A 22,395-nucleotide genomic window follows, 5' to 3' on the forward strand; every position below is an offset into this window, starting at 1 on the left:
CCCACCGGTCTCAGTTTCGGTCTCATTTAGTTCCAGACTCCTTCGCGCGGCCAGGTAGCTCGTCCCAGATCAGGCCACCGACCCGATCCGCAATGTCGCGACGAATCGGCGCCACGATATGCGCGTACCGGCTCACCATTCCAGAGTCGGACCACCCCATCACGCCCATCACTGCCCGCTCGGGAACCCCGAGTAGCAGCAAGACCGTCGCCGCCGTATGGCGAGCGTCGTGGAGGCGACCATCACGCACCCCGGCCCGACTCAGAAGGTCCTTCCAGTTCGACCAATCCGTCCTCGGGTTCACCGGCCGACCAAGCACATCCGTGAAAACCCAGTCATCCTCCTGCCACAACTGCGCAGCGCGGCGACGCTCCAGATCTTGAGCTGACCGGTGGAGCACTAGAAGCTCCACCAACGAGTTAGGCAGGCCAACCAAGCGCTTGCCGGCCCGAGACTTCGTCTCGTCTGCATCAGGACGGATTTGCACCCGCTGCGGGCAATACCCCGCCTGTGCCTTCCCGCACGACGCGGCCCCACAACCGTGCTCGAACCGAGGGCGAAGCCTGTTCCGCCGGACGGTCAACGTGCCTGACTCAAAATCGACATCGGCCCACTTCAACGCCAACGCCTCACCCTGCCGAAGACCCAGAGCAAGAGCGACCGCCCACCGCGCGCCATTTCGCAGCGCCAAACCCGCCCGCAATATCGTCTGCACCTCCTCCACCGAGTACGGCACCACCTCGTCGTCATCACCAACTGGCGCCCGAGCGAGCAACGCCGGATTGCTAGCCAAGTAGCCGCGTTTCACCGCCTCGTTCAACGCGGCACGCAGCGTCCGATGCGCGTGATGCACCGTCGCCGGCTTCGTCAACGTGCCAGCCGGCGTCTTGCGCTTCAGCATCGCGACGTACATCAGCTCCAAATGCTCTGGACGCAACGTCACCAACTTGTGCTTGCCAATACCGGGGACCAAATGCACGCGAACGGCAGCCCGATACCCCGACAAAGTATTCGGACGAACGAAAGGACCAGCGATGTTCTCCAACCAGTGCTCCAACCACTGCTCAACCGTCCACTTCTCGCCAGCGCGAACCACCGAACCTGACTCGCGATCGCGCTCAAGCTTGCGGACCTTCTTGATGATCTCCGCCTCCGACTGAGCGCGGACGTGGCGCCGATCAGGACTTCCATCACCCTTCACCCCGACGGTCACCCGACCGTGCCAACCGTCTGAGCTCTGATAGATCGACGACGCACCATTCGGCTTGCGCTTAGCCATCAGGACGCCTGGGCCGTCTTCCGAAGCTGCGAGACGTAGGTCGCGAGCGCATCGTTCGGCACGCGGCGAAGGCGACCGATACGTACCGACTCCACCTCGCCGGCAGCAACTAAGGCATACATCAACGACCTGCCGACCCCGAGCCTCTGAGCCGCCTGCTCGATGCTCAGCAACAACTGATAGGACACCTCAGCACTCGTGTCCTCCGCCGCGGCGACACCCGGGAAAATCTCAACCGCATTCATCAACAACACTCCCTCAGATAGTTGGGTACATCTGCTTGCGTTCGTCGTCCCCCCGATATCGCGAGGGGGTTCAAGCCAGCCGGCGCCGGTAAAGGGCGCCTGCGGCGTCACTGCGTGATTCGCTGTCGCTCACCCTTGACCGGCACCGTCTGGCCCGAACAGCGGCAGTTATCGGGAGGCCGGGCAGGTGTGGTGGTCTGCTTGCGCTGCGGCTCAGGCTGTCAATGCGGTCTTGACGGGACCGGAGCCCGCAGGCCCACAGCGGACGCGGGTGGCGGCGCGGTGCTGCTGATGCTCTCGGGCTCGGACGGCCGCGGCGGTCGCTAGGGCGGTTTCGCCTTGATTGGTCCAGCCTTGACCGGCGAACTGCCACGCCCCGATGACGAGAGTGGTTTCCTCGTCGTCGGCCTGGTCGAGGTCGAGTTCGGTGAGGTCCCGGATCTGCTCGGTGTGCCGGGTCCGGGCCAGCGCTGCCCGGAATTTGCGGCGGGCGCCGCGCAGCGCACCAAGGGTGGTGGAGTAGCGGCGGGATTTGGTCGAGAAGTGCCCTCGAAACCCGAGAGCGGACTCCCATTTCCCCAACGTGGCGAACGGATTCTCCTCCACCGGATAGGTCTTCAGGCTGCGGGTGTAGAGGTCGCGGACAGTGGCCCGCAGCCGAGCGAAGTGCGGTGAGTTCGCCTCAGCGACGTCGGGGTCGGTGATCGTCTTGGTCGCGTACTTGGCGATGTAACCGGCGACCTGCTCCGCCGACAACCCGTCCCCTTCCAACCCCGCGGTGTTTCGGACGGGGCGGGTGTCGAGCTGGGTACCGAACCCGATTCGCCTGGGGGTGTCGTCGGCGTCGACGGGGTCGGTCACCACGCTCACCGCGGCGAGGGCGTCGTGGATCAGTTGCGCGAACTGCTCAACGCTCACATTGGCCGGCGGCGGTTGGATTGGGGTGTCCGGGATTTTCGGGCCGTCGAGGCGGATCAGGGCGTGGTAGTGGATGACGCCACGGCGTTGGTATTCGGCGACTTTCGCGAACTGCACGGACGCCACTTTCCGTAGCCCGGCATCGGTGACCCCGAGGAGGCCAGCGAGGCCGCGGGTCAGCGCGATGGTGAAGCGCCGCCATAGTTCCGGGGCATGCCACTGCCACAGCACCTGGGAGTCGTAGTCGTAGCAGGAGACGCAGAGAGGTTGCCCGACCGCTGGGTCCTCGACCGGGTGGGTGCGGTCGCAGAATTTCGGCTTCCCGTGTTTGCAGAACGACCGGGTCCGACGCGGCCGGCACCGTGAAGCACCGTCTTTGCTGGAGGTGTGGACAGCGCCGAACGAGGGTGCGGTGGCGGTCGCGAAGACCATCGGATGGGCACTGACCGATTCGGGGACGCCTTTCTTGCCTCCGGCGGCGCCGGCGGAGATCAGCTGCCAGGTGTCGGCGGCATATACCCGCGAGCAGGCCGGGCAGACCGAGGCGCGGCGGTTGCCGCACGCGATGCGGGTGACCCGGTTCCAGTCATGCTCGGAGGAGTACGCCCCGATCACTTCACCGGTCGCCGTGTTGATCGTTTGGGAGGAGCCGATAAGGCGGATCGGGTGGGCGCAGTTCCCGACCCGGGCGACCGCATCCGACCACTCAGGAAAGTCCGGGGACAGTAGTCGGGTGGTGATCTGCTCGACGGTGCCGGCCGACACCGGGCCAAGGTCCAGATCCTCAAACGTTGTTGCCATCGAATGTCACCTCCCTTTTCTTGTCGAGTCGGTCCGTCACGTGCTCCACCGGGTTTGGTGGGTTAGCCGCCGTCGGTGGAGGTCTGCGCGACGAGCCAGCGGCCGTTCATGTGCTGCAGGGCGACGTTGAGGTACCCGATCTCTGGTACTCCGCCGGGGCGGCCGTGCTGGTCATCAGCGGTGAGCAGGACGTCATAGACCACCCGGACCCAGCAACTCGCCGCTGTTCGCGGGGCTTCGGGGTTGACGAAGGAGTCCGAAACGGTGACCGCCCAGGTGACGTGGTCGGCTTTCGCTTCCTCCCAGGTCGCGCCAGAGGGGGCGTTGATCATCGGCGCCAAGTCGTGGGCCCAGTGCAGCGGCGTGGAGAGCGGGCGGATGGCGGGGAGGTAGCCGGCGGCGCCGTTCCAGTGCCAGTCCAGGCTCTGGGCGTGGGTGACATAGGCGGCGGCGACGGCGGTGGGGTCCCCGAAGTTCACGCCACGCGGTGCCGAGGGCGTGCCGGTCACCGTGGCGACCGGTGTCGCGACGGGCGTGGGAGCAGGCGTGTTCGCCGGCGCCGGGGACGTGACGATCTTCGACCGGGTCGAGGGGTGGCTTGCCGCCGGTCGGCTGTTGTGGTGGTGGTTGGGCCAGAGCCACACGACGGACAGCACCACTGCGCAGGAGACCGCGGTGATGAGCGGGCGTCGGACGGAGATCTTGGGCATGTCAGGCTCCGAGGAGGGTCGGTCGGGTCGCGCCGGCGTACTGGCGGGCGAATCCCGGTTGGGTAAACGGGTGGGTGACGATGTCGATGAGTTGCCCGGATTCGGGGGCTTGGATAATTGAGTCGTTGCCGAGCCAGATGACGACGTGATGTATCAGCTGCGGCACCGATGGGTCAGTGGAGAGGAACAGCAGGTCGCCGGGTTGCAGGTCGGCCCGGTCGATGTGGGGGCCGGAGTTGTATTGCGCGGCGGCGGAGTGGGGCAGCGTCAGCCCGGCGTGGGCGTAGGCGTACTGGACGAGGCCGGAGCAGTCGAACCCTGTGATGTGGCAGTCGTTCACCGCTGGCCCGGGCTGGCAGACACCGAGGGTGGGGCCGGCGGGGTTTGTCCCGTGTCAAGGTTTTTGGACAGTTCGAGGTATTTTTAGGTCATGGTCGGGGGCTCGTTGGTAGGCGCTGAGTGGCGTTGTTTGACCGAGTGTTTCGTGTGGTCGGATGCGGTTGTAGACGTCGCGGTAGGTTTCGATGTGCTCGACGAGGTTTTGTCCGTCGGTGATGTCGAACCGGTAGAGGTGCTCGTATTTGAGGGACTGGTTGAAGCGTTCGACGACGCCGTTGGTCTGGGGTGCGTAGTGCCGGGTTCGGACGTGGATGAGCTCGGGTCGGCTGGCGATGAAGCGGGCGAAGTCGGCGGATTTGTAGGCTGGTCCGTTGTCGGTGACGATGATCAGAGGGGTGATTTCACCGGTCGCAGGATTGGTGCAGTCAGACAGGAGCGAGGCGCCGAGGAGGGCTTCGGCGTTGGCGATAGCGGCTTGCAGACACACGATCGCGTCACGGGCCGCGATACGTGTGGACACTGGCGCGGCCAGACAGACTTTTGCGGCGTAGTCGGTTACCGGGCCGATCCACCAGGCGCTGCCGGAGCTGATCTCGATGCGGGTGAAGTCGGTTTGCCAGACCCGGTTGCGTCGGGTTGGGGCTTCGATGAATGCTTTCTTGCGGGCCGCGGCCATCTCTCGGCGTTCGGCGTGGTAGCGGGCCGGTTGGAGCAGGTTCTCCCTTTTCATTGCTCGGTAAACGCTCGATTGGGACACTTGAACGCCGTCTGCGCGCAGCATCGCCCAGATTTTGCGGTGGCCCCATGCTGACCATCTGTGGGCCTGTTGGGCGGCCGGTTCGACAAGCTCGTCGACGACGGGGGCAGGCCAACGTCTCGTCGGCCGTCCAGACAACTCAGCCGCACGCCACGCGTACCAGGTTGAGCGGGGGATCCCGAGGCGGATGCAGAACCGTTCCACGCTCACTTTCGTGTCGGCGCGGATTACCTCGAGGTCCGCGAAGGCGGGTAGAGAGCCCCCCCTTTTCGCCACACGCGAAGTTCCACGTAGGCCTCGCCGAGGGCGGTCGTCAGGTCTTCAATTTGGGCTTGGAGCTCGCCTTCGCGCCGGCTAGCCGGCGCCCGCGGGTTCTCCCCGCGGGCCAGGCCCTCGAGCCCGGATTGGGTGAAGATCTTCAACCACTTCGACACTGTGGTCTGCGAGATCTCCAACCGGCGAGCGATCTCGACTTGGGTCATCTCGCCCTTCAGGACCGCCAGAACAACCGACAGCTTCTCCTCAGCGCTATGAATCGCCTTCCGCCCCATGCTCTGCCACCCCTCAGACGACCTATGACCCAAGTGTGTCCAAGAAAGTCTGAAGCACAACAAACCTCCTACACCGACGCCAACGGAACCACCTCGACCACTGGGTATGACCTCCTGGGCCGCAAGACCAGCCTGAACGACGGCAAGGGCACGACCACCTGGGCTTATGACTCATCGTCGGAGCATCGGGGTGTCGTGACGAGTGAAGATATCGGCGTGGCCGGTGCCCCATCGACGTTCACCGCGACCTACAACGCCGGCGGTGACCTCGCCACCCAGACCTACCCCAACGGCCTTGTCGCCACCAGCCGATACGACAACGACGGAAACCGTTTCGCGCTGAACTACACCAAAGACGGCACCCAGTGGATGGGGTTCGCGGCAGCCACCGACGTCGACGGGAAGATCCGAGCCCAAACCAGCCCACAATCGGCTCAGACCTACGTCTACGACTACGCCGACCGGCTGGTCTCGGTCTCTGACGCCGTCAACGGCACCGGTAGCAGCACCTCCTGCGTCGTGCGGGCCTACACCTTCGACACAGACTCCAACCGCACCGCGCTCGTGTCCTACCCAGCCGGGACCGGCGGCGCCTGCCAGGCATCGAGCAACCCCACGACCAGGTCAAACACCGTCGACGCCGCCGACCGGATCACCAACGCCGGTTACACCTACGACACCCTCGGCCGCACCCTCACCGTCCCCGCCACCGACGCGGTCTCCACCGGCGCCAACACCGCCGCCGTCGGCAACCTGACCGTGGGCTACTACACCAACGACATGGTCGCCACCCAAACCCAGGGCACCGGATCGGTCACCACCACCCTCGACCCGAACCGTAACCGCATCGCCACCACGACCAACAACACAACCACGACCACCAACCACTACACCGGCGACGACGACTCACCGGACTGGACCAGCACCACCCCCACCGCATGGACAAGGAACCTCACCGGCACCGACGGCGACTTCGCCGCCACCGCCGACCACACCGGCACCGTCACCCTGCAACTCACCAACCTCCACGGTGACATCATCGCCACCTGCGCCGACACCACCACCGCGACCGCGGTGAGCAGCTACACCGAATCCACCGAATACGGCCTACCCCGCGACACCACCACCGCATTCACCGACTACGGATGGCTCGGCACCAAACAACGCTCCCAAAACGCCCTCGGCGGCCTCACCCTCATGGGCGCCCGCCTCTACAACCCCGCCACAGGACGATTCCTCACAACCGACCCCATCCCCGGCGGCAACCCCAACACCTACACCTACCCCCTCGACCCCATCAACCAACTCGACCTCACGGGCCAATGGGGCTTTAGGAAGTGGATAAAGAAGCACTCAAAGGTGATCGGCCGCGTGGTCGCTGTCGCTGGCATTGTCGCTCTTGCGGCAACGGGCGTCGGAATGATCGCCGAGGGCTCGATGCTCGTTGGCGCGATCGGTCTCGCCGCCACAGGTGTGAGTGCAGCGGGAGGTGGCGCGCTCTGCTACGGGGGCGGCGGGAGCCGAGGCGCGAGGTTTGCGAACTGTTTCGGGGCGGCGATGGACGCTTTCGGAGGTGCGGCCGCCGGCGCCGGTATGCTCTATAAGGGACTGTCCATCGGTCGCCACGCCGCGCACGGCTTCAGATTCGCGGGTATGTCCCGCGGCTTCTCGGCGATAGGCGGCCTTGAGTCTGTCGCTTCCTCGAGCTGGCTATGGGCAAGTCACACATCGCGGCGGCGTTGGTGGTGAAGGAGTCGGTGATTCAGAGCGAGGCTAGGCACTTAAGCAATTCGGGCCGGACGGCAAATCGTACTTCCCGGCGGAAACGGTCGCGTGCACGTTGGCGAATTCGTCGCGCCGTAATGTTTGGGGGACGAATAGCTGATGAGGACGTCCCACATGTTCTCCGATGGGCTGACGACTTGAAAAGCAGGCTTCCCGCTGCCCTAATAACCGGAATCGGGACAGTGGTTTTAATATCCGGTGCACTGGTTTCCTCTGGGCCGTATTCGGGTCTTTGGGGGGCTGCTATTTTTTGCGGTGCGTCCGTGGCAGTGCTTCTATACATCGGTGGCCTTCTATTCGCAATCCGCATGACCGCTTGGTCAAGACGCTATCGTCGTAGGATCTAGCGACTGCTGACAAATCGCTCCTCAGCGGGGCATCAGAACTTGCGGCCGTCCTTTAGCCCGAGCGTCCTCGGCCCGCCCCGCGGGCTGGACACCTTAGCAACACAACCCCAACACCTACACCTACCCACTGGACCCCATCAATCAGATGGACCTCACCGGACAGTGCATGTTTTGTAGCATTGGTCACGCGTTCAAGTCCGCAACGCACTACGCAACAAAATATGTGAGGAAGCACGCTGTAGCCCTGACGTTCGCGGCGGCCGGTGCAGCCGCATGCTTCGGATCAGCCGGCGTCGCATGTGCCTTCGTCGTGGGCTTTATCGCAGGCGGAGTCGGCAACGGGCTTCAGTATTCGTACAATCATCGCAACGACAGAGATCTCGGCAGCAATCATTGGATGTTGGGCCTGGCGCGGTCCACGGGCATAGGAGCGATTAAGGGCCTTATCACAAAGGGCGGCGGAGCCTACCTCAAGAAGAACCTCCTGCCTGCCTACCGGTATAAGCCGCGACACGCATGGTGAGTCAAAGAACCCGTAAGCCCTTCAGAGGAGGGAGCAATGACACGGTTTGGTAGCTTCGACAAACTTCCAACGCGCACCAAGCAAGAAGTGTTCGACCTTGCCAGGGAGGGTCGATTGCACCCAGATCCAGGCGTCGCGTCGCTCTCGCTTACTTGGGCGGACGACTATGTTAACAGGGCAACACCGACACGGATCGCACTTTGGTCGGTGATCAATGTTCTACTGCTTGCAATTGGGCCGACCAGCGCCGACTACACGGTGACACAGTGGCGCGCAGCCCGAAGCATCGTCCGAATCAGTGGCGGAGCTTCACCTTGATTCCGACGAAACGTGGGCGGACGGAGACGTCCAACACAGCGTGACCGAATAAGCCACCGTCGCGCATCAACTGCCGGAATACAGTGCTCTCCGGCACGTGTCTCTCCGGCACGTGTCTCTCCGGCATGTCTCTCCGGCACGGTGTCTAGTGCCAGATGATGGGTAACGGATCGGGTTCAGGTGATGGGTAACAGTTCCTAGGTTTGATTGACAGTGCGACTGTAGGCCTTGTGCCTGGTGACCTCCTCAGTGTTGGTCCTGGGGGTTTCGGCGATGATGTCGCCGGCCTCGTTGCGGATGATCAGGATCGTCTCGCCGACCTCGACAGTGACGATCGCCCGGGCGTGGGACATCCCGACCTGCACGCGTTGCTTGTTCACCTGGATTCCGCCGCGGGAAGACACGACCCGCTGCACTCGCTGCGGCCCAACCGACGGTCGACCGCTGGTCGTCGCTGGGCGGTGACCGGGAAGCCGGCGCCTGGCGGCCGCCGAGATCGGGTAGGGCAGTGTCTTCCACAGCGTCGCGTCGCGGAGCATCACGACCGCAGTCCGTCCGTCGAGGCGGATGGTGACCCGCTGCCCGGCCAGCGGCGATCCGACCGGCAGATGCTTGTCGGCGATGCTGACCAGGCCGTTGGCGGTCACGGTCCGATCGATCTCCACCGCCCCACCCGGGGTGAGCGCAGGCAACCGCCGAGCTGGCGGCGGACCAGCTGGTCGGGCTCCGGCCCGCGGCAGGCGAGCCAGATCAATACTGCTGAACCGTGACGGCAGCGTCTTCAGCAGCAGTCCACCCGAGCTGATGTGCACGGTGGTGTCATCGATCCAGAACGTCAACACCTCCCCGGCCCGCTGCGGTCCGAACCAGAACTGCTGCGGACCCATGGACACATTCCCCGACGGCGGGACCGCCCGCTCGATCTCCCACGCCACCCCGCCATCGTCGGTGTCGGTGTCGGTGTCGGTGTCGGGCCGGGGGCTGGGGTCGGCTGTCGGTGGGACCGCCGCATCTGCAGGGGTGGTCTCCTCGTCGATGCTTGGTTGCAGCCCGGGCGGCACCCACAACACCATCGTGGCTCGTTCCTCGGCGGTGCGGGGCTGGAACCGGTCGGCGGGCGAGGCCATGTCCAGTGCTTGATGCGGGCGGGTCGTGTTGTATTCCTCCCGCCAGGCATCGACCGCGGCCTGCGCGGCGGCGATCGTCGCGAACGGCGGGTGATCATCGAGCAGCTCCCGCTGAATCGTCTGATGCCACCGCTCGACCTTCCCCGTCGTCGTCGGCGAGCGGATCTTCGTGAGCAGATGCTCGACGCCATTCAACCGGCAGATCCGATCGAACAGCACCTCCGCCGGCTTCGGGCGAGTGTATTTACCCGTGAATTGCTTGCCATTGTCGGTCAAGATCTGATCCGGCACCCCATACACACCCAACGCCGAAGTCAACGCCGAACACACCGCCCGACTCGTCGCCCGCGCTGTCACCGAGGCGATCACCGAGAACCGGGAATGGTCATCCACCCCCGAGATCAGCTTCGCCTCCGACCCGTCGACCATCCGGACCGAGCCCATCACATCCATCTGCCACAACTGCATCGGCGCGGGCCGCTCCCACCGGCGGTAATCCTCCCGCCGCCGTTTACGCGGTGTCGCCGCGACCAGCCGGTGTCGCACCAACACCCGATACACCGTCGACCGCGACGGCACCGGATCCACACCGGCCCGGCCCAGCTCGAACAACAACCGCCGCGCCCCCCACCGCGGATGCTCGATCCGCAGCTGCACCACCATCGCCTCGACCCGAGCCGACACCTGCCCCGGATGCGACCGCGGCCGATGCGAACGATCCACCAACCCACCCAGACCCGACTCGCCATACCGGTTCAACCACGAATGCACCGACTTCCGCGACACCCCATACCGGGCCGCGACCTCCGTGACCGGCGACCCGGCCAACACTTCCATCACTGCGTGATACCGCTGCTCCACAACACTCAACTCCACGAGCATCAACCCGGGCCTCCTCCAAGCGACAACAAACATCACCCGAAGCCGACACCGAGTCGGTCGTGTTACCCATCAACTGAAGCCAGCGTGTCACCCATCAAGCGGAGTCCGACATTCGTTCGATTTCCGCATCGTGAGAACTTTCTTTACTGGTTTAAACCCGGCGGCTCCGCCGCCGGGGGGTGGTCGGCCTGGCGGCAGAGCTGGTCGCTCTCGCGTCGGCTGGCTTGTGTCCTCGCTTCGCTGCGGGCCCGCCAGCCGACGCCCGCTCCCCGCGCTCCGCCACCAGGCCGACCCTCGGATATCGTCGCAGCGTGGCCGCCATGTCAGACAGCATCACGCTCGGTACGTGGCCGGCGTGGATCTCTGCTGTCGGATCAACACTTGCGTTCCTTGTCGCGGCAGTCTCGTACCGTCGCAGCGTCATCATTCGACGAGAGGCGCAGGCGCGCTTGGTGTACTCGCGGATGACCGATGTGACATTTCACGAGCAAGGGGTTGCCCTGCCCATCAAAACGCCGGGGCTGATCGTCTCGGGGACGGCGGCGATAGTGCCCCCGGGGACCATGACAACCCTGGCGTCAGAATTCACCCTGAAACCAGCCGTGCAGATGACGATCACGATCTACAACGGCAGCCCAGAACTTGTCGGGCCTGTAAAGGTCCGTGTGGTGAACAATGGTCTGAGGGAGGTCTTGGAGGACTTCGCCTTTGTATTTGCGTCGATCCGCCCTACCTCCGAAGAGTCGGTCACATTCACATTTCCCTGGACGCAGGCCCCCGGGCAACCGAGTCTTGGGAGCACGATCGTATTCCGTGATTCAAGCGGCACATGGTGGCGACGACACTTGGTCGAGCCAATCGAACGAGTGCACGCCGACCCGGAGAACGGGAGCTTGCCCAAGGCGATGCGTGACCAGTTCGCCGCGAATGCCGCGGCCATGGGATCCGAGCCAACGCCCGAGCCGAGGGTTTCCTGGCGCACCAGACTTGCACGCCGAGTTCGAACTATTCGGGGCGAGTCCGGCATTCCGTAACCGCCAAGCAGAACGATCGTCGAGGGGGCAGTGCATCAGGTGCAATGTTGCCCATGCCCCCGAGATGTCCCCGGACTCGCCCAAACGTCCCCGTCGAGTCCACCTCATACTGCACCAACCAGCAATGAAACATTGGGGGAGCGCACCAAAACGCGCACCGGATGGGACTCGAAATGAGGTTTGTCCGGAGTTCGATTCTCCGAGGCGGCTCCACCTACAGCCTCGATTTGCCGGCCCGGGCCGAGCGGACGCTGGTTCCGCCCAGGCCTCTAAGGCGCGCGTTCGTACTTCGGGCTCTGTGTAGTTGTCAAGCAGCGAGGCCGGCAGCGGGCCGGTGTAGATCACGAGCGGGCGGTCTCAGTTTCGGTCTCAGTTCACCTTCGTCAAGACCGTCCGAGACGTTCATCAGACGGTCCGAAGTACGGCGAATCGGGGGACCGAAGACGCCCGAACAAGCGAAGACAGTCCTCGAAATCGTGTGAGGTTAATCCCTCCGTGGGTTCAAATCCCACCGCCACCGCCACAAAATCCCCGGAACTGCTGGGCTTCAAGCCTGATGCTGCCGGGGATTTTTAGTGCAGCGTCGCTCGGGCGAACGATCCCGTAATTTTGTCGGCTCCACCCAACCGTTTTGCCGTGCGAGGACTATTACCTGGTGTGAGGCACGCGAAAACCTTGGTTGATCGGGGCGACACGGCTGTCCCAGACACTGATGCTCGCGCCGGCGAGCACGCGGATCCCCGGACAACCGGTCTCGCCTGCCAGTTCATGGGATCGCCACGTTCCGCGGCCGGCCGAAGTCCGCTGATCCGTCTTCGTCGACCAACTATGGCGGTTGCTCCTACCAGTTTCGATACGCCGACGGCACGGTACGCATCGTGCAGAGTTCGTTGAACATGATGTCGGGACCGCGACCGACGAGCAGCGGACGATCAGTTACACCGAACCGACTTCGTGCGCCTTCTGGGGATGAGCGAGGAGCTCAAGCGACGAGTTCGGCCGGCAGCTTCGACTAGATTCGCCTCAGGGGTCCCCGCCGTCAAGTGGGCCGGCCGACAACCAGAGGAGTCCTAGTGGAAGACGCTGAGTTTGCTACCCGGCATGTCTACGGGCAGCCTGATGCGCCGGTGACGCTGCTGGAGTTCGGTGACTTCGAGTGCCCCTACTGCGCCGGGGCCGCGCCGATCCTGCGCGACCTGGTTGACGGCTCCGAAGGGCAGACCCGCCTTGTTTTCCGGCACTTTCCGCTATTCGAGCCGCACCCGCACGCCCTCATCGCGGCGCTGGCCGCCGAGGCCGCCGGCGAACAGGGCGCGTTCTGGCAGATGCACGACGAGCTCTTCGGCCACCAGGCCCACCTCGGTGACGCTGACCTGGTTCGTTACGGCGAGCGCCTGGGCCTGGACACGAGCGCCATGGTCGGCGAGGCGGCTCAGCGCTTCGGGCCGGCCATTCAGACCGACTATGCCGCCGGGGCCGAGATGGGCGTCCACGGCACTCCGACGATCTTCGTCAATGGAGACGCCTACACCGGCCGCCTCGACCTGGCGACGCTGCGAACCACGGTCGCTCGGGCGCTACGCGACACCGACCGCGGCCGGGTCGCGCCAGGGTAGCGGCGGCAGCATCGGGATCACCGTCTCGTCGTCGAGGGTGCACATCGGGAGCCGTTCACCGAGGTAGCGCAGCAGGAATGAACCGAGCACGGCGGCCAGCAGCGACCCGGTGAGGACGCCGATCTTGGCCAGATCCCGGAGGTGTGGGCTGTCGAAGGCCAGATCGGTGACGAAGAGGGAGATGGTGAAACCGATCCCGGCCAGCACCGCGCCACCGATCACGTGCCCGTAGCGCACCCCGCCCGGCAGCCGCCCGAGCCCGGTCTGCAGGGCGATCGTCGCCCCGAGGGTGATCCCCACGGTGTTCCCGACCAGCAGAGCGAGGATGATCCCGATGGTCACGCGTGAGGTCAGCGCGTCCTGCAGGACGTCCGCGTTGAGGTGCACGCCGGCGTTGGCCAACCCGAAGAGCGGCACCACGATGAAGGCGCTCACCGGATGCAGCGCCTCCTGTAGCCGGTCGTTGGCCGGTACGGCGGCCCGCGCAGCCGAGACGGCCAGCCGGGCCCGTCCGGGCGAGGCCCGTTCGATCAGGGCCTGACCGAAGTAGCGCAGCCGTTCACGCTCCACCGAATCGACGGTCTTGGCCGGCACGAGCAGGCCGACGAGCACACCGGCCAGCGTCGGGTGCACCCCGCTGGCATAGACGGCGAGCCAGAGCAGGATGCCGACGCCGACGTATGGGGTCAGCCGCCACACCCCCAGCCAGCGCAGCAGCGCCAGCACCCCGACGAGCAGCGCCGAGATCAGCAACGCCACCATCGAGACGTCCTTGGTGTAGAAGATCCCGAGCACCGCGATGGCCCCGATGTCGTCGACGATGGCCAAGGTAAGTAGGAAGAGCCGCAGCCGATCCGGGCAGCGCGGCCCGAAGAGGGCCAGGATGCCGACCAGGAAGGCGGTGTCGGTCGACATCGGGATGCCCCACCCATGCGCCCCCGGGCCACCGTGATTGATCAGCAGATACAGCAGCGCCGGGACGGCGAGCCCACCGATCGCGCCGAGTGCGGGTGCGGCCACCGACTTGACCGTGCGCAGGTCCCCGACCGTCACCTCGCGGCTGATCTCCAGGCCAACGACCAGGAAAAATATGGCCATCGCGGCATCGTTGATCCAGTGCTGCAGGTCCAGGGAGAGCCCGTGATTGCCCACCTCGATGGAGATCGGGGTGGACCAGAAGGAGATGTAGGAGTGCCACTGCGGCAGGTTCGCCCAGATCAGGGCGGCCACCGTGGCCACGAGCAGCAGCATCGCACTGCCGGCCTCGGTCTGCAGGAAGCGGCGGACCCCGGGCGAGAGCCGGGGCAGCGGGACGACGACCCGTGTCGTCGGCCCGGGCCGGGGCGGGAGGGTGACCGGGGTCGACATTCGCTCATTATGTCGCCCGTTTGTTAAACCGATTCACACCCGGTCTCCGCGCCGAAGTCAGCGGGGGCGCCAGCGTTTCCAGAGCGCCGTCGCGGTGGCGCGCGGCTTCTCCTCCCAGCGCAGTTCCACGGTGGCGGTGATCTCGAATTCGCTGGCCTCGATCACCTCGGCCCAGAGCTCTACCGGTTCGGTGAGTGGCGCCGGGCGCAGGTAGCGGACGTCAAGGCCGGCAGTGACGTACGGCAGCGCCGCCCCGCCGAGGGCCGGCCACCCGCGTCGATGGGCCTCCAGCACGACGGCGGCCGCGCTGTGACAGTCCAGCACGGTCGAGATGATGCCGCCGTTGAGGTAGCCGAGGCCGTTGTTGTGCTCCGGCCACGGGACGAAGGAGGCCGAGACCCCACCGTCAGCGGCATAGCTGCGCAGCTGCAGACCCTGCTCATTCACCGGCCCACAGCCGAAGCAGGGCAGTTCTGGGTAGAACTGCTCCTGGATGCTGAGCGCCTCGTCGTTCGGTTCCGGCTGCATGCCCGAGACTCTAACGCCGCGCGGAATCCCACGACGCGCGCTGGGCGGCGGGGCGAACTTGCCGCCGGGGTGGCCCGCGATAAATCATGAGCCGGTGACTCCTCTGCGGTGGCTGGCCGCGCACGATCGGGACTTCGTTGCGTTACGCCGGGCCGGTCGCACCGCGATCGTGATGCCGCTGATGTTCGCCCTCGGCGACAAGGTCTTCGACAACGCCGCGCTGGCGACCTTCGCCGCCTTCGGCTCCTTCGCGATGCTGATCTTCGTCGACTTCGGCGGGCCCATGCGAGATCGCCTGCAGGCGCAGGTCGCGTTGATCGTGACCGGAGCGGTATTCGTCTGTGTCGGCACGCTCTGCTCCCAGGTTGTCTGGCTCTCCGCCGTGGCGATGGCGGTGGTCGGGTTCGCCGTCCTCTTCGCCGGGGTCGTCAGTTCGGTGCTGGCCAGCGCGACCACCTCGCTGCTGCTGGCCTTCATCCTGCCGGTGACGCTCTCCGGTCCGCCGTCACAGATCCCTGACCGGCTGGCCGGTTGGGGTCTGGCCGGAGCGGCGTCGCTGATCGCGATAACCGTGCTGTGGCCGGCGCCGATCCGCGAACCGCTGCGTCGGGGGGCCAGCGCCGCCTGCCGGGCGCTGGCCGCTCGGCTGCGGACCGAGGTCGCCTACCTGCTCAGCAACCGGGACGAGACCTTCGCCCAGGAGCACCAGCAGGCGATCGAGCAGGCCCAGGCCGCCGTGCACGCCCTGCACACCGGCTTCCTGGCCACGCCGTACCGACCCACCGGCTTGAGCACCTCGAACCGCACGATCGTCCGGCTGGTCGATGAACTCACCTGGCTCGACACGATCGTCGTGCAGTCCGGCCAGTGGCCCTCGAGTCGGCCAGCGAACCCGGCCGCCTGCGCGGTGAAGGGGGCGGCGGCCAACGTTCTCGAGCGGGGGGCTGACCTGCTCGATGTGAGCGGCGGCGACCCGAAGCAGCTGGCGGCGGCGCAGGCCGAGCTGGGCGCCGCACTGGAGCGGATGGAGCGTGACGCCACCCATCAGTTGCCGGTGCGCGACGACGGCTTGGTCGAGTTCCTCACCTCGCTGGATCCCAGTTTCCGGGCCCAGGAACTCAGCTTCGCCGCGTCGGTGATTGCGGCCAACATCGACCTGACGGCGGCCGCCGAGCGACGAAGCTGGCTCGAGCGGCTACTCGGGCGGCAGCCGGGGAACCTGCTGAGCACCTTCGGGGCCGCCCGCGAGCGCGCCGGAGCTCACGTCGAGCGGCACTCCGTCTGGCTGCACAACAGCCTGCGCGGTGCGGCCGGCCTGGGGCTCGCGGTCCTGGTGGCCAACCTGACCGGGGTGCAGCACTCCTTCTGGGTGGTCCTCGGCACGCTCTCGGTGCTCCGCTCGAACGCCCTGAACACCGGACAGAACATTCTCCGCGCACTCATCGGAACGGTCATCGGCTTCGTCATCGGCGCCCTTCTGCTCGCGGTGATCGGTACGAACACGACGCTGCTCTGGTGGCTGCTGCCGCCGGTGATTCTGCTCGCCGGGGTGGCCCCAGCTGCGATCTCCTTCGCCGCCGGACAGGCCGCCTTCACACTGACGCTGGTGATCCTCTTCAACATCATCCAGCCGACCGGTTGGCAGATCGGGCTGGTCCGGGTGGAGGACATCGCGATCGGCTGCATCGTCAGCCTGCTGGTCGGGGCGCTCTTCTGGCCGCGCGGGGCCGGGGCGGCGCTTCGCCGGGCGCTGGCCGAGGCCTACGTCGACAGCGCCGAATATCTGGCCGGCGCGGTGGAAGTCGGCATGCTGCGCTGTGACTCCGGCGCCCCGCCACCGTCCGTCTCGGCCAGCGAGAGCGCGGTGCGGGCGGCTGCGGCGTCGCGGCGGCTGGACGACACCTTTCGCAATTTCCTGGCCGAGCGCGGTGCGAAACCCGTCCCGCTGGCTGAGGTGACCACGATGGTCACCGGTGTGGCCGGGCTCCGCCTGGCCGCGGATGCGGTCACCCAGCTCTGGCAGCGAGACGACGGCACCGCGGTCGGCGACCGGGTGGCAGCCCGGGCCGAGTTGCTGGCCTTCGCCGCCTCCGTGCGGGGCTGGTACGCCGACCTCGCGGTGATGCTCGTCGACGGCGGCGCCCTACGTGAACCCTCCGCGCACGACAAGGTGGCCGACGGACGGCTGGTCGAAGCGGTACGTCATGACCTACGTGGTGAGGACGGCCGGGCCAGTGCCACCGCCGTTCGGATGATCTGGACCGGTGACCACCTGGACGCGGCCCGGCGGTTGGAGCGCACCATCATCGTCGCGGCGCAGGCGGTAGCCGCGCCGGGGTAGGGGGTGAGTCAGCAGAGTCCGGTGCGCAGCACCGTGTCGCTCCACTGCACCAGTTCGCCGTCGAGTTGGGCCGCCGACACCGAGAGTCCGGGGAGGCGATCGGGATTGCGAGCCTTCATCCCGTCCAACGCGATGGCGAGATGGCGGCGCCACTGCTCGGGCGCGGTCTCCGCGGTGATCCCCATCGTGCGCAGGATGCCGAGCATCACCAGGAAGACGTCCTCCGCGGTGAGGTCGGGGCGGGCCTGTCCGGCCTGCTGAGCGCGCTGTAGCAGTTCGCCGATCAGCGCCCGGAAGCGCTCGCGCCACTGCGGTCGGATCGCGAAGAGCGGGCGGATCGCGTGATTTCGGGTGCCGACGACGAGGACGTCCTCCAGGAAGCTCACCAGTCCATGCCAGGCGTCCGGGTCGGTCAGCGCCTGCTCGGCGACGGCCTGGCGGCGGGCGAACCACCCCTCGAAGAGCTCCTGGACGAGCTGCTCCTTGGTGAAGTTACGGTGCAGCGTGGCGTTTCCCACGCCGGCCCGGCGGGCGATCTCGACGAGGCTGATGCTGAGCCCCTCGTCGGCGAAGGCCTGAGCGGCCGCGGCCAGGATCCGCTCACGGTTGCTCTTGGCGTCCGAGCGAAGCCCGTCCGAGCGCAGGCAGTCCGGTCGCACCGACGGCGGTGGATCGGCTACTGGGCGGCTCACGGTTCCGAGTGTAGCCCGATCTGGATCATGCTGTCCGGATCGTTTGACAGGCGCGGGACGCGGGAAGAATAGGTAGGCAGGTCGCGCAAGGTTCTACGCCAGCGGCGAAATGAAACGGACGTCGCCGGTGTTCTGCTGACATAGATAACTGGATAGATCTAGCCAGTTGGTGTTACGGTGAGGCGCGAAGCGGAGCGAGTAATCCGTTTGGCGCTGTCTGATAGGCGGCGGGACGAGCGAAATTGGCTGGTCAGCCGATGCAAAAAGGTGTACGAACGGTGAGACGGACGGAGGAGAGCGAATGACGTTCCTCAGTACCCGCCGCTCAGTCTCAACCGACAGTCCGGTGCTGCGACGTCTTCGGGGTCTGCGTAACTCGACCCTGCTCAGCCAGGTGATGCGCTGGCGCATGAAGCGGCAGCCCCTTCCCACTTGGGATATTCCGGCCGCCACTCGAGTGGAGACCCGTCCCAGTGGTGGCGTTGCCTTTGTTTTCCAAGGCGGTGGAAGCCTCACCGCACCGCAGGTAGGAATGCTGCGGGCCCTGACCGAAGCCGGGATTCGCCCGGATTTTGTCATCGGGTCTTCGGCCGGCGCGTTGAACGCCGTCTCCTTCGCCAATGATCCGACGCTGGCCGGCCTCGATCGTCTCGAGCAGCTGTGGATGCTGCTGCGGCGTAAGCATGTCGCCCCCTGGTCGCTGCGCGCGCTGGCCGGCGCCCTCCTCGGCCGGGCGGACGGTCTCATCTCCAACGCACCGCTACGGAACCTGCTGATGACCGGCATGGTGCCGGCCGACCTCGATGCCACCGCCATCCCGGCCTATGTCGTCACCACCGATGTCAGCACCGGCGAGCCGGTGGTCCTCGGCCAGGGCGACACAGTGTCGGCGCTACTCGCCTCCTGCGCCATCCCCGGGTTCTACCCGCCGGTGGAGATCGACGGGCGGCGCCTGGTTGACGGCGGGGTCGCCGCCGACGTGCCGATCCTGCAGGCCGAGCAGCTCGGCGCGCAGGAGAGCTACGTCTTCCCGTCGGCCGAGCCGACCCAGGGAACCGACCTGCTGCACGGCCCGCTGCAGATCGCGCTGCACGCCCTCGACCACGTGGTCGCCGCGACCATCCGCCGCGATGTCGAGGCGGCTCAGGGCGCGGTGCACGTACTGCCAACCGTCACCAGCCCGAACACCAACCCCATTGACTTCGGCGATACGGCCAACATGATCGAGCAGGGGTACCGCCTCACCGTCCAGTGGCTCGACGAGCACGCCAAGGCGGCGGCAGCCGGCACGAGACTCGCGACGAGCAGGGTCTGAGGGTGGGCTGACGCGATGACCAAACGACTGGCGATGGTGCTTGTCCTGCTCACGGTTGCCGCGATCGCGATGCGCCCCTACATCGTCCATGCCGCTGGCGCGATCTCCCACCCCAAGCCCGTCTGGTTGATCATTGCGGTGCTGGCTGAGCTCGCTTCGATGGCAGCCTTCGCCTTCCTGCAGTTGGGCCTGTTGAAGGCCGGGGGCGTGCGGGTTCCGGCTCGCAAGATGGTGGCCCTCACCTACGCCGCCAACGCGGTGAGCGTGTCACTGCCAGCCGGCTCGGCCCTCTCTACCGGCTACACCTTCAAGCGGCTGCGCGGCTGGGGCGCGAACATTCCGCTGGCCACCTTCACGCTGATCGCCTCCGGTGTGTTGAGCACCCTGTCGTTCGGGGTTCTCGCGCTCTTCGCCGGGGCCTTCGCCGGAGCTCGGCAGGGGAGTCCGGAGCTCATCCTCATCGGCCTGCCGATCGCAGTCCTCGTCGTGGTCGCGCTCCGCCGCCTGCTGCGCAACCCCGAAGCGGTGATCCACTCCATTGAGCGGATGCTTGTGCTGGTCAACCGGCTGCTGCGCCGGGAGCCACTGGCCGGGCATGACCGGGTTCGTGGAATCATCAATGAATTGCGGCAGATCAAGCCGCGCCGACGGGATTGGGCGGCCGGCGGTGCCTTCGCCGCGATCAACTGGCTGGCCGACCTGGCCTGCCTGATCGCCTGCTGCCATGCGGTTGGGATTCACAGCGCCTCGATCACGCTGGCCGTCGTCGCCTACCTCGCGGGCACCACCGCCTCCAGCGTTTCACTGCTGCCGGGCGGGTTCGGAGTCGTGGACACGGCGATGATCCTCACCCTGAGTCATGGTGGGCTCAGTGCCGTCACCGCGACCTCTGGTGTGCTGCTCTACCGGCTGGTGAGTGTCATCTTCATCGTGGCGCTCGGTTGGGTGATGTGGACAGCATGGTGGGCCATCGACCGCCGTAAGGCCAACCGGGTCACCGTCGATGCGATGATGCTCGAGGCGCTGACTCCCGGGGCCTTCCAGCCATCCCCGATGCCGTTGGTTGCTCCCGCCGCTTCGGCCGATCCTGAACCGAGGCCCGAGCGGTTGGCCGTGATGAGCAGCGCCGCCTCTGGGCCCGGCCCGGTCAATCTGCAGATGCTGGCCGCTACCGCAGCGCAGAGCTGCATCGCCCACTCTGCTCTCATCGCGATTCCCGAGGGTGGGCACCGTCCGTCGGCCACCTGCCGGTCGGCTCGTCGGCATCGACCCGATCGGGCCGGACAGCGTCGCTCGGCTCATCCGCAGTCCAGACGCCGACTCGGCTAACCGCGGCCGTCTCGACGGGGCAGACTTACGCTGTGAAGACGGCTGAGTTGCGGACCTGGATCGAAGACGCATTGACGCGTCAGGATCGGGATGCCCGTGAGCGCGGTGAGGTGCCGGCGAACGTCACGGTCGAGGAGATTGTGGATGCGGTCTGGGGACGATTGCCGCTGGAGATTCGTCGGCAGAGTTCCCGGTCCCAGGTCCAGGCCAGCCTGACGATGCTCACCCTGCGCCACGCCTACGCCGCACCCACTGACGGCACCACCGACGCACCGAGTGAGCAGGCGGCGCTGGACTCCTGATCACGCTCGGTCGCGGTGCCACGCGCTACTGGGAAGTGGCGGTTCGTTTAGCGGGGTCCGTGCCGGGGAAGGTTTGAGGTATAGCCGCAATGACGAGGAGGTCAACGATGACGAGCCCACGCGCGGACGTCTTCCCACCGATCACTCCGGAACCTATCCCCAACCCGGAGCCGAGCCCGACGCCCGTCCCCCAGCCGTCGCCGTCGCCGTCGCCGTCGCCGATGCCTGAGCCGACGCCCGTCCCCCAGCCCGCGCCGTCGCCGATGCCTGAGCCGATGCCGTCACCGGAACCGATGCCGTCACCCGAGCCGATGCCGTCACCCGAGCCGATGCCCTCGCCCGACCCAGTGCCGTCGCCCGACCCAGTGCCGTCGCCCGGGCCGAGCCCGACACCGAGCCCGGTCGGTCCGGCGCCGGGCTTTGGCTCGTGATCTGAGGTCAGTCCTTCTTGCCGTGGGCGGCGATCGAGGTCGGCTCCCACTCGCGCCACGTTGCCAATCGGGATTCGTAGTCACGCTGGGCGATGCCGAGCACGCCGTCGCCGAAGAAGATTCGAAGCGGGGGGTTCGGCGAGTCGACGACCGTCAACACAGCCTCGCGAGTGGCAGTCGGGTCGCCGGCGATGCCCGTCCGAGCCTTTCGCTGCTCGGCGACCGCGGTCCGCAGGTCGTCATAGGCGGCGATCGGTGTGGTGTGCTTGGAGGATGCGCCGCCCCAGTCGGTCGAGTATCCCGCCGGTTCGATGAGCGTCACCTTGATCCCGAAGGGCGCGACCTCTTGGGCCAGCGACTGGCTGAATCCCTCGAGCGCCCACTTCGACGCGTGATACATCCCGATGTTCGGGAAGGCCGAGATGCCACCGATCGAGGAGACCTGCACAATGTGCCCGCTGCCCTGCTCGCGTAGATATGGCAATGCGGCCTGGGTGACCCAGAGAGCACCGAATACATTCGTCTCGAGCTGGTGGCGGGCCTCCTGCTCGCTCAGCTCCTCAATCATGCCGAACTGCCCATAGCCGGCGTTGTTCACCACGATGTCGAGTCGGCCGAAATGGTCGTGGGCCTGCGTGACCGCGGCGAAGACGGCGGTACGGTCGGTGACGTCGAGGTCAATCGGGAGGATGTTCTCGCCGAACTGTTCGACGAGGTCCTTGACGCTTGCCGTGTCTCGGGCGGTCGCCACTACCTTGTCACCGCGTTCCAGGGCAGCGATCGCCCATTCGCGGCCGAAGCCTCGGGAAGTGCCGGTGATGAACCAGATCTTTGATGTCATGTGGGCAGAACACACC

Annotated in this window: 21 protein-coding genes; 8 read left to right on the forward strand and 13 right to left on the reverse strand. The window is 66.2% G+C overall.

Annotated elements, in window-relative coordinates; genetic code table 11:
- Positions 1-22 precede the first annotated feature (22 nt).
- The 7 genes from CPH63_RS05730 to CPH63_RS05760 all read right to left on the reverse strand — a co-directional run bounded on the left by CPH63_RS05730 (position 23) and on the right by CPH63_RS05760 (position 5,600).
- On the reverse strand, positions 23-1,279 hold the full coding sequence (locus CPH63_RS05730) for a site-specific integrase (protein WP_096301957.1): 1,257 nt from the start codon (positions 1,277-1,279) through the stop codon (positions 23-25).
- On the reverse strand, positions 1,279-1,524 hold the full coding sequence (locus CPH63_RS05735; RefSeq protein ID WP_096304974.1) for an excisionase family DNA-binding protein: 246 nt from the start codon (positions 1,522-1,524) through the stop codon (positions 1,279-1,281). Before CPH63_RS05735 ends, CPH63_RS05730 begins: the two co-directional genes overlap by 1 nt.
- Before the next feature lie 213 nt (positions 1,525-1,737).
- Positions 1,738-3,243 carry a replication initiator gene (locus CPH63_RS05740; protein ID WP_157749312.1) on the reverse strand — a complete coding sequence of 502 codons (1,506 nt, stop codon included), beginning with the start codon at positions 3,241-3,243 and terminating at the stop codon, positions 1,738-1,740.
- A gap of 62 nt (positions 3,244-3,305) precedes the next feature.
- Positions 3,306-3,953 (reverse strand): hypothetical protein, encoded by a 648-nt coding sequence (locus tag CPH63_RS05745; protein ID WP_096301959.1) that lies wholly within the window; start codon positions 3,951-3,953, stop codon positions 3,306-3,308.
- Position 3,954: 1 nt separating this feature from the next.
- The gene (locus CPH63_RS05750; RefSeq protein ID WP_096301960.1) at positions 3,955-4,293 is read right to left on the reverse strand and encodes a C40 family peptidase; all 339 of its coding nucleotides are present in this window, start codon (positions 4,291-4,293) and stop codon (positions 3,955-3,957) included.
- A gap of 54 nt (positions 4,294-4,347) precedes the next feature.
- Positions 4,348-5,325: an IS3 family transposase gene (locus tag CPH63_RS05755; RefSeq protein WP_096301961.1), complete on the reverse strand. Its 978-nt coding sequence runs from the start codon at positions 5,323-5,325 to the stop codon at positions 4,348-4,350.
- Positions 5,277-5,600, reverse strand: a complete 324-nt coding sequence (locus CPH63_RS05760; protein ID WP_096301962.1) for a helix-turn-helix domain-containing protein — start codon at positions 5,598-5,600, stop codon at positions 5,277-5,279. The genes CPH63_RS05755 and CPH63_RS05760 overlap by 49 nt, the downstream gene beginning before the upstream one ends.
- A 33-nt stretch (positions 5,601-5,633) precedes the next feature.
- Here CPH63_RS05760 and CPH63_RS05765 point away from each other — a divergent pair, with 33 nt between their 5' ends.
- Both CPH63_RS05765 and CPH63_RS23625 read left to right on the forward strand, forming a co-directional pair.
- Positions 5,634-7,349: an RHS repeat-associated core domain-containing protein gene (locus tag CPH63_RS05765; protein ID WP_096301963.1), complete on the forward strand. Its 1,716-nt coding sequence runs from the start codon at positions 5,634-5,636 to the stop codon at positions 7,347-7,349.
- Positions 7,350-8,638: 1,289 nt separating this feature from the next.
- A complete protein-coding gene (locus CPH63_RS23625; protein WP_157749738.1) occupies positions 8,639-8,722 on the forward strand; it encodes a pentapeptide repeat-containing protein in 84 nt (27 codons plus the stop codon).
- Between the two features lie 48 nt (positions 8,723-8,770).
- Here the strand turns inward: CPH63_RS23625 and CPH63_RS05770 are convergent, their stop codons facing one another.
- Positions 8,771-10,570, reverse strand: a complete 1,800-nt coding sequence (locus CPH63_RS05770) for an IS481 family transposase (protein WP_371364869.1) — start codon at positions 10,568-10,570, stop codon at positions 8,771-8,773.
- Positions 10,571-10,893: 323 nt separating this feature from the next.
- Here CPH63_RS05770 and CPH63_RS05775 point away from each other — a divergent pair, with 323 nt between their 5' ends.
- Together CPH63_RS05775 and CPH63_RS05780 are read left to right on the forward strand one after the other, a co-directional pair.
- Positions 10,894-11,616: a hypothetical protein gene (locus tag CPH63_RS05775; RefSeq protein WP_157749313.1), complete on the forward strand. Its 723-nt coding sequence runs from the start codon at positions 10,894-10,896 to the stop codon at positions 11,614-11,616.
- 1,073 nt (positions 11,617-12,689) lie between these two features.
- On the forward strand, positions 12,690-13,232 hold the full coding sequence (locus CPH63_RS05780) for a DsbA family protein (RefSeq protein ID WP_096301966.1): 543 nt from the start codon (positions 12,690-12,692) through the stop codon (positions 13,230-13,232).
- On the opposite strand, the gene nhaA is transcribed toward CPH63_RS05780, so the two are convergent.
- Together nhaA and CPH63_RS05790 are read right to left on the reverse strand one after the other, a co-directional pair.
- Positions 13,194-14,600 carry a Na+/H+ antiporter NhaA gene (gene nhaA / locus CPH63_RS05785; protein ID WP_096301967.1) on the reverse strand — a complete coding sequence of 469 codons (1,407 nt, stop codon included), beginning with the start codon at positions 14,598-14,600 and terminating at the stop codon, positions 13,194-13,196. The genes CPH63_RS05780 and nhaA overlap by 39 nt on opposite strands.
- 57 nt (positions 14,601-14,657) lie before the next feature.
- On the reverse strand, positions 14,658-15,128 hold the full coding sequence (locus tag CPH63_RS05790; RefSeq protein ID WP_096301968.1) for a PaaI family thioesterase: 471 nt from the start codon (positions 15,126-15,128) through the stop codon (positions 14,658-14,660).
- A gap of 94 nt (positions 15,129-15,222) precedes the next feature.
- Between CPH63_RS05790 and CPH63_RS05795 the strand changes: the two genes are divergently transcribed.
- Complete coding sequence (locus CPH63_RS05795; RefSeq protein WP_197704593.1) at positions 15,223-17,469, forward strand: FUSC family protein; 2,247 nt, start codon at positions 15,223-15,225, stop codon at positions 17,467-17,469.
- Between the two features lie 8 nt (positions 17,470-17,477).
- Here CPH63_RS05795 and CPH63_RS05800 read toward each other — a convergent pair whose 3' ends face one another.
- On the reverse strand, positions 17,478-18,161 hold the full coding sequence (locus CPH63_RS05800; protein ID WP_096301970.1) for a TetR/AcrR family transcriptional regulator: 684 nt from the start codon (positions 18,159-18,161) through the stop codon (positions 17,478-17,480).
- 301 nt (positions 18,162-18,462) lie between these two features.
- Between CPH63_RS05800 and CPH63_RS05805 the strand changes: the two genes are divergently transcribed.
- The 3 genes from CPH63_RS05805 to CPH63_RS05815 are packed head-to-tail and all read left to right on the forward strand — an operon-like array spanning position 18,463 to position 21,107.
- Positions 18,463-19,476, forward strand: a complete 1,014-nt coding sequence (locus CPH63_RS05805; RefSeq protein WP_096301971.1) for a patatin-like phospholipase family protein — start codon at positions 18,463-18,465, stop codon at positions 19,474-19,476.
- Between the two features lie 15 nt (positions 19,477-19,491).
- The gene (locus tag CPH63_RS05810) at positions 19,492-20,805 is read left to right on the forward strand and encodes a YbhN family protein (RefSeq protein ID WP_096301972.1); all 1,314 of its coding nucleotides are present in this window, start codon (positions 19,492-19,494) and stop codon (positions 20,803-20,805) included.
- 32 nt (positions 20,806-20,837) lie between these two features.
- Positions 20,838-21,107 carry a hypothetical protein gene (locus CPH63_RS05815; protein WP_096301973.1) on the forward strand — a complete coding sequence of 90 codons (270 nt, stop codon included), beginning with the start codon at positions 20,838-20,840 and terminating at the stop codon, positions 21,105-21,107.
- A 25-nt stretch (positions 21,108-21,132) separates the two neighbouring features.
- On the opposite strand, the gene CPH63_RS22740 is transcribed toward CPH63_RS05815, so the two are convergent.
- The gene (locus CPH63_RS22740) at positions 21,133-21,588 is read right to left on the reverse strand and encodes a hypothetical protein (RefSeq protein ID WP_096301974.1); all 456 of its coding nucleotides are present in this window, start codon (positions 21,586-21,588) and stop codon (positions 21,133-21,135) included.
- A complete protein-coding gene (locus tag CPH63_RS05825; RefSeq protein ID WP_096301975.1) occupies positions 21,546-22,379 on the reverse strand; it encodes an SDR family oxidoreductase in 834 nt (277 codons plus the stop codon). The genes CPH63_RS22740 and CPH63_RS05825 overlap by 43 nt, the downstream gene beginning before the upstream one ends.
- Positions 22,380-22,395 lie beyond the last annotated feature (16 nt).

Origin of the sequence: Jatrophihabitans sp. GAS493, assembly GCF_900230215.1 — a bacterium.
Lineage (GTDB): Bacteria > Actinomycetota > Actinomycetes > Mycobacteriales > Jatrophihabitantaceae > MT45.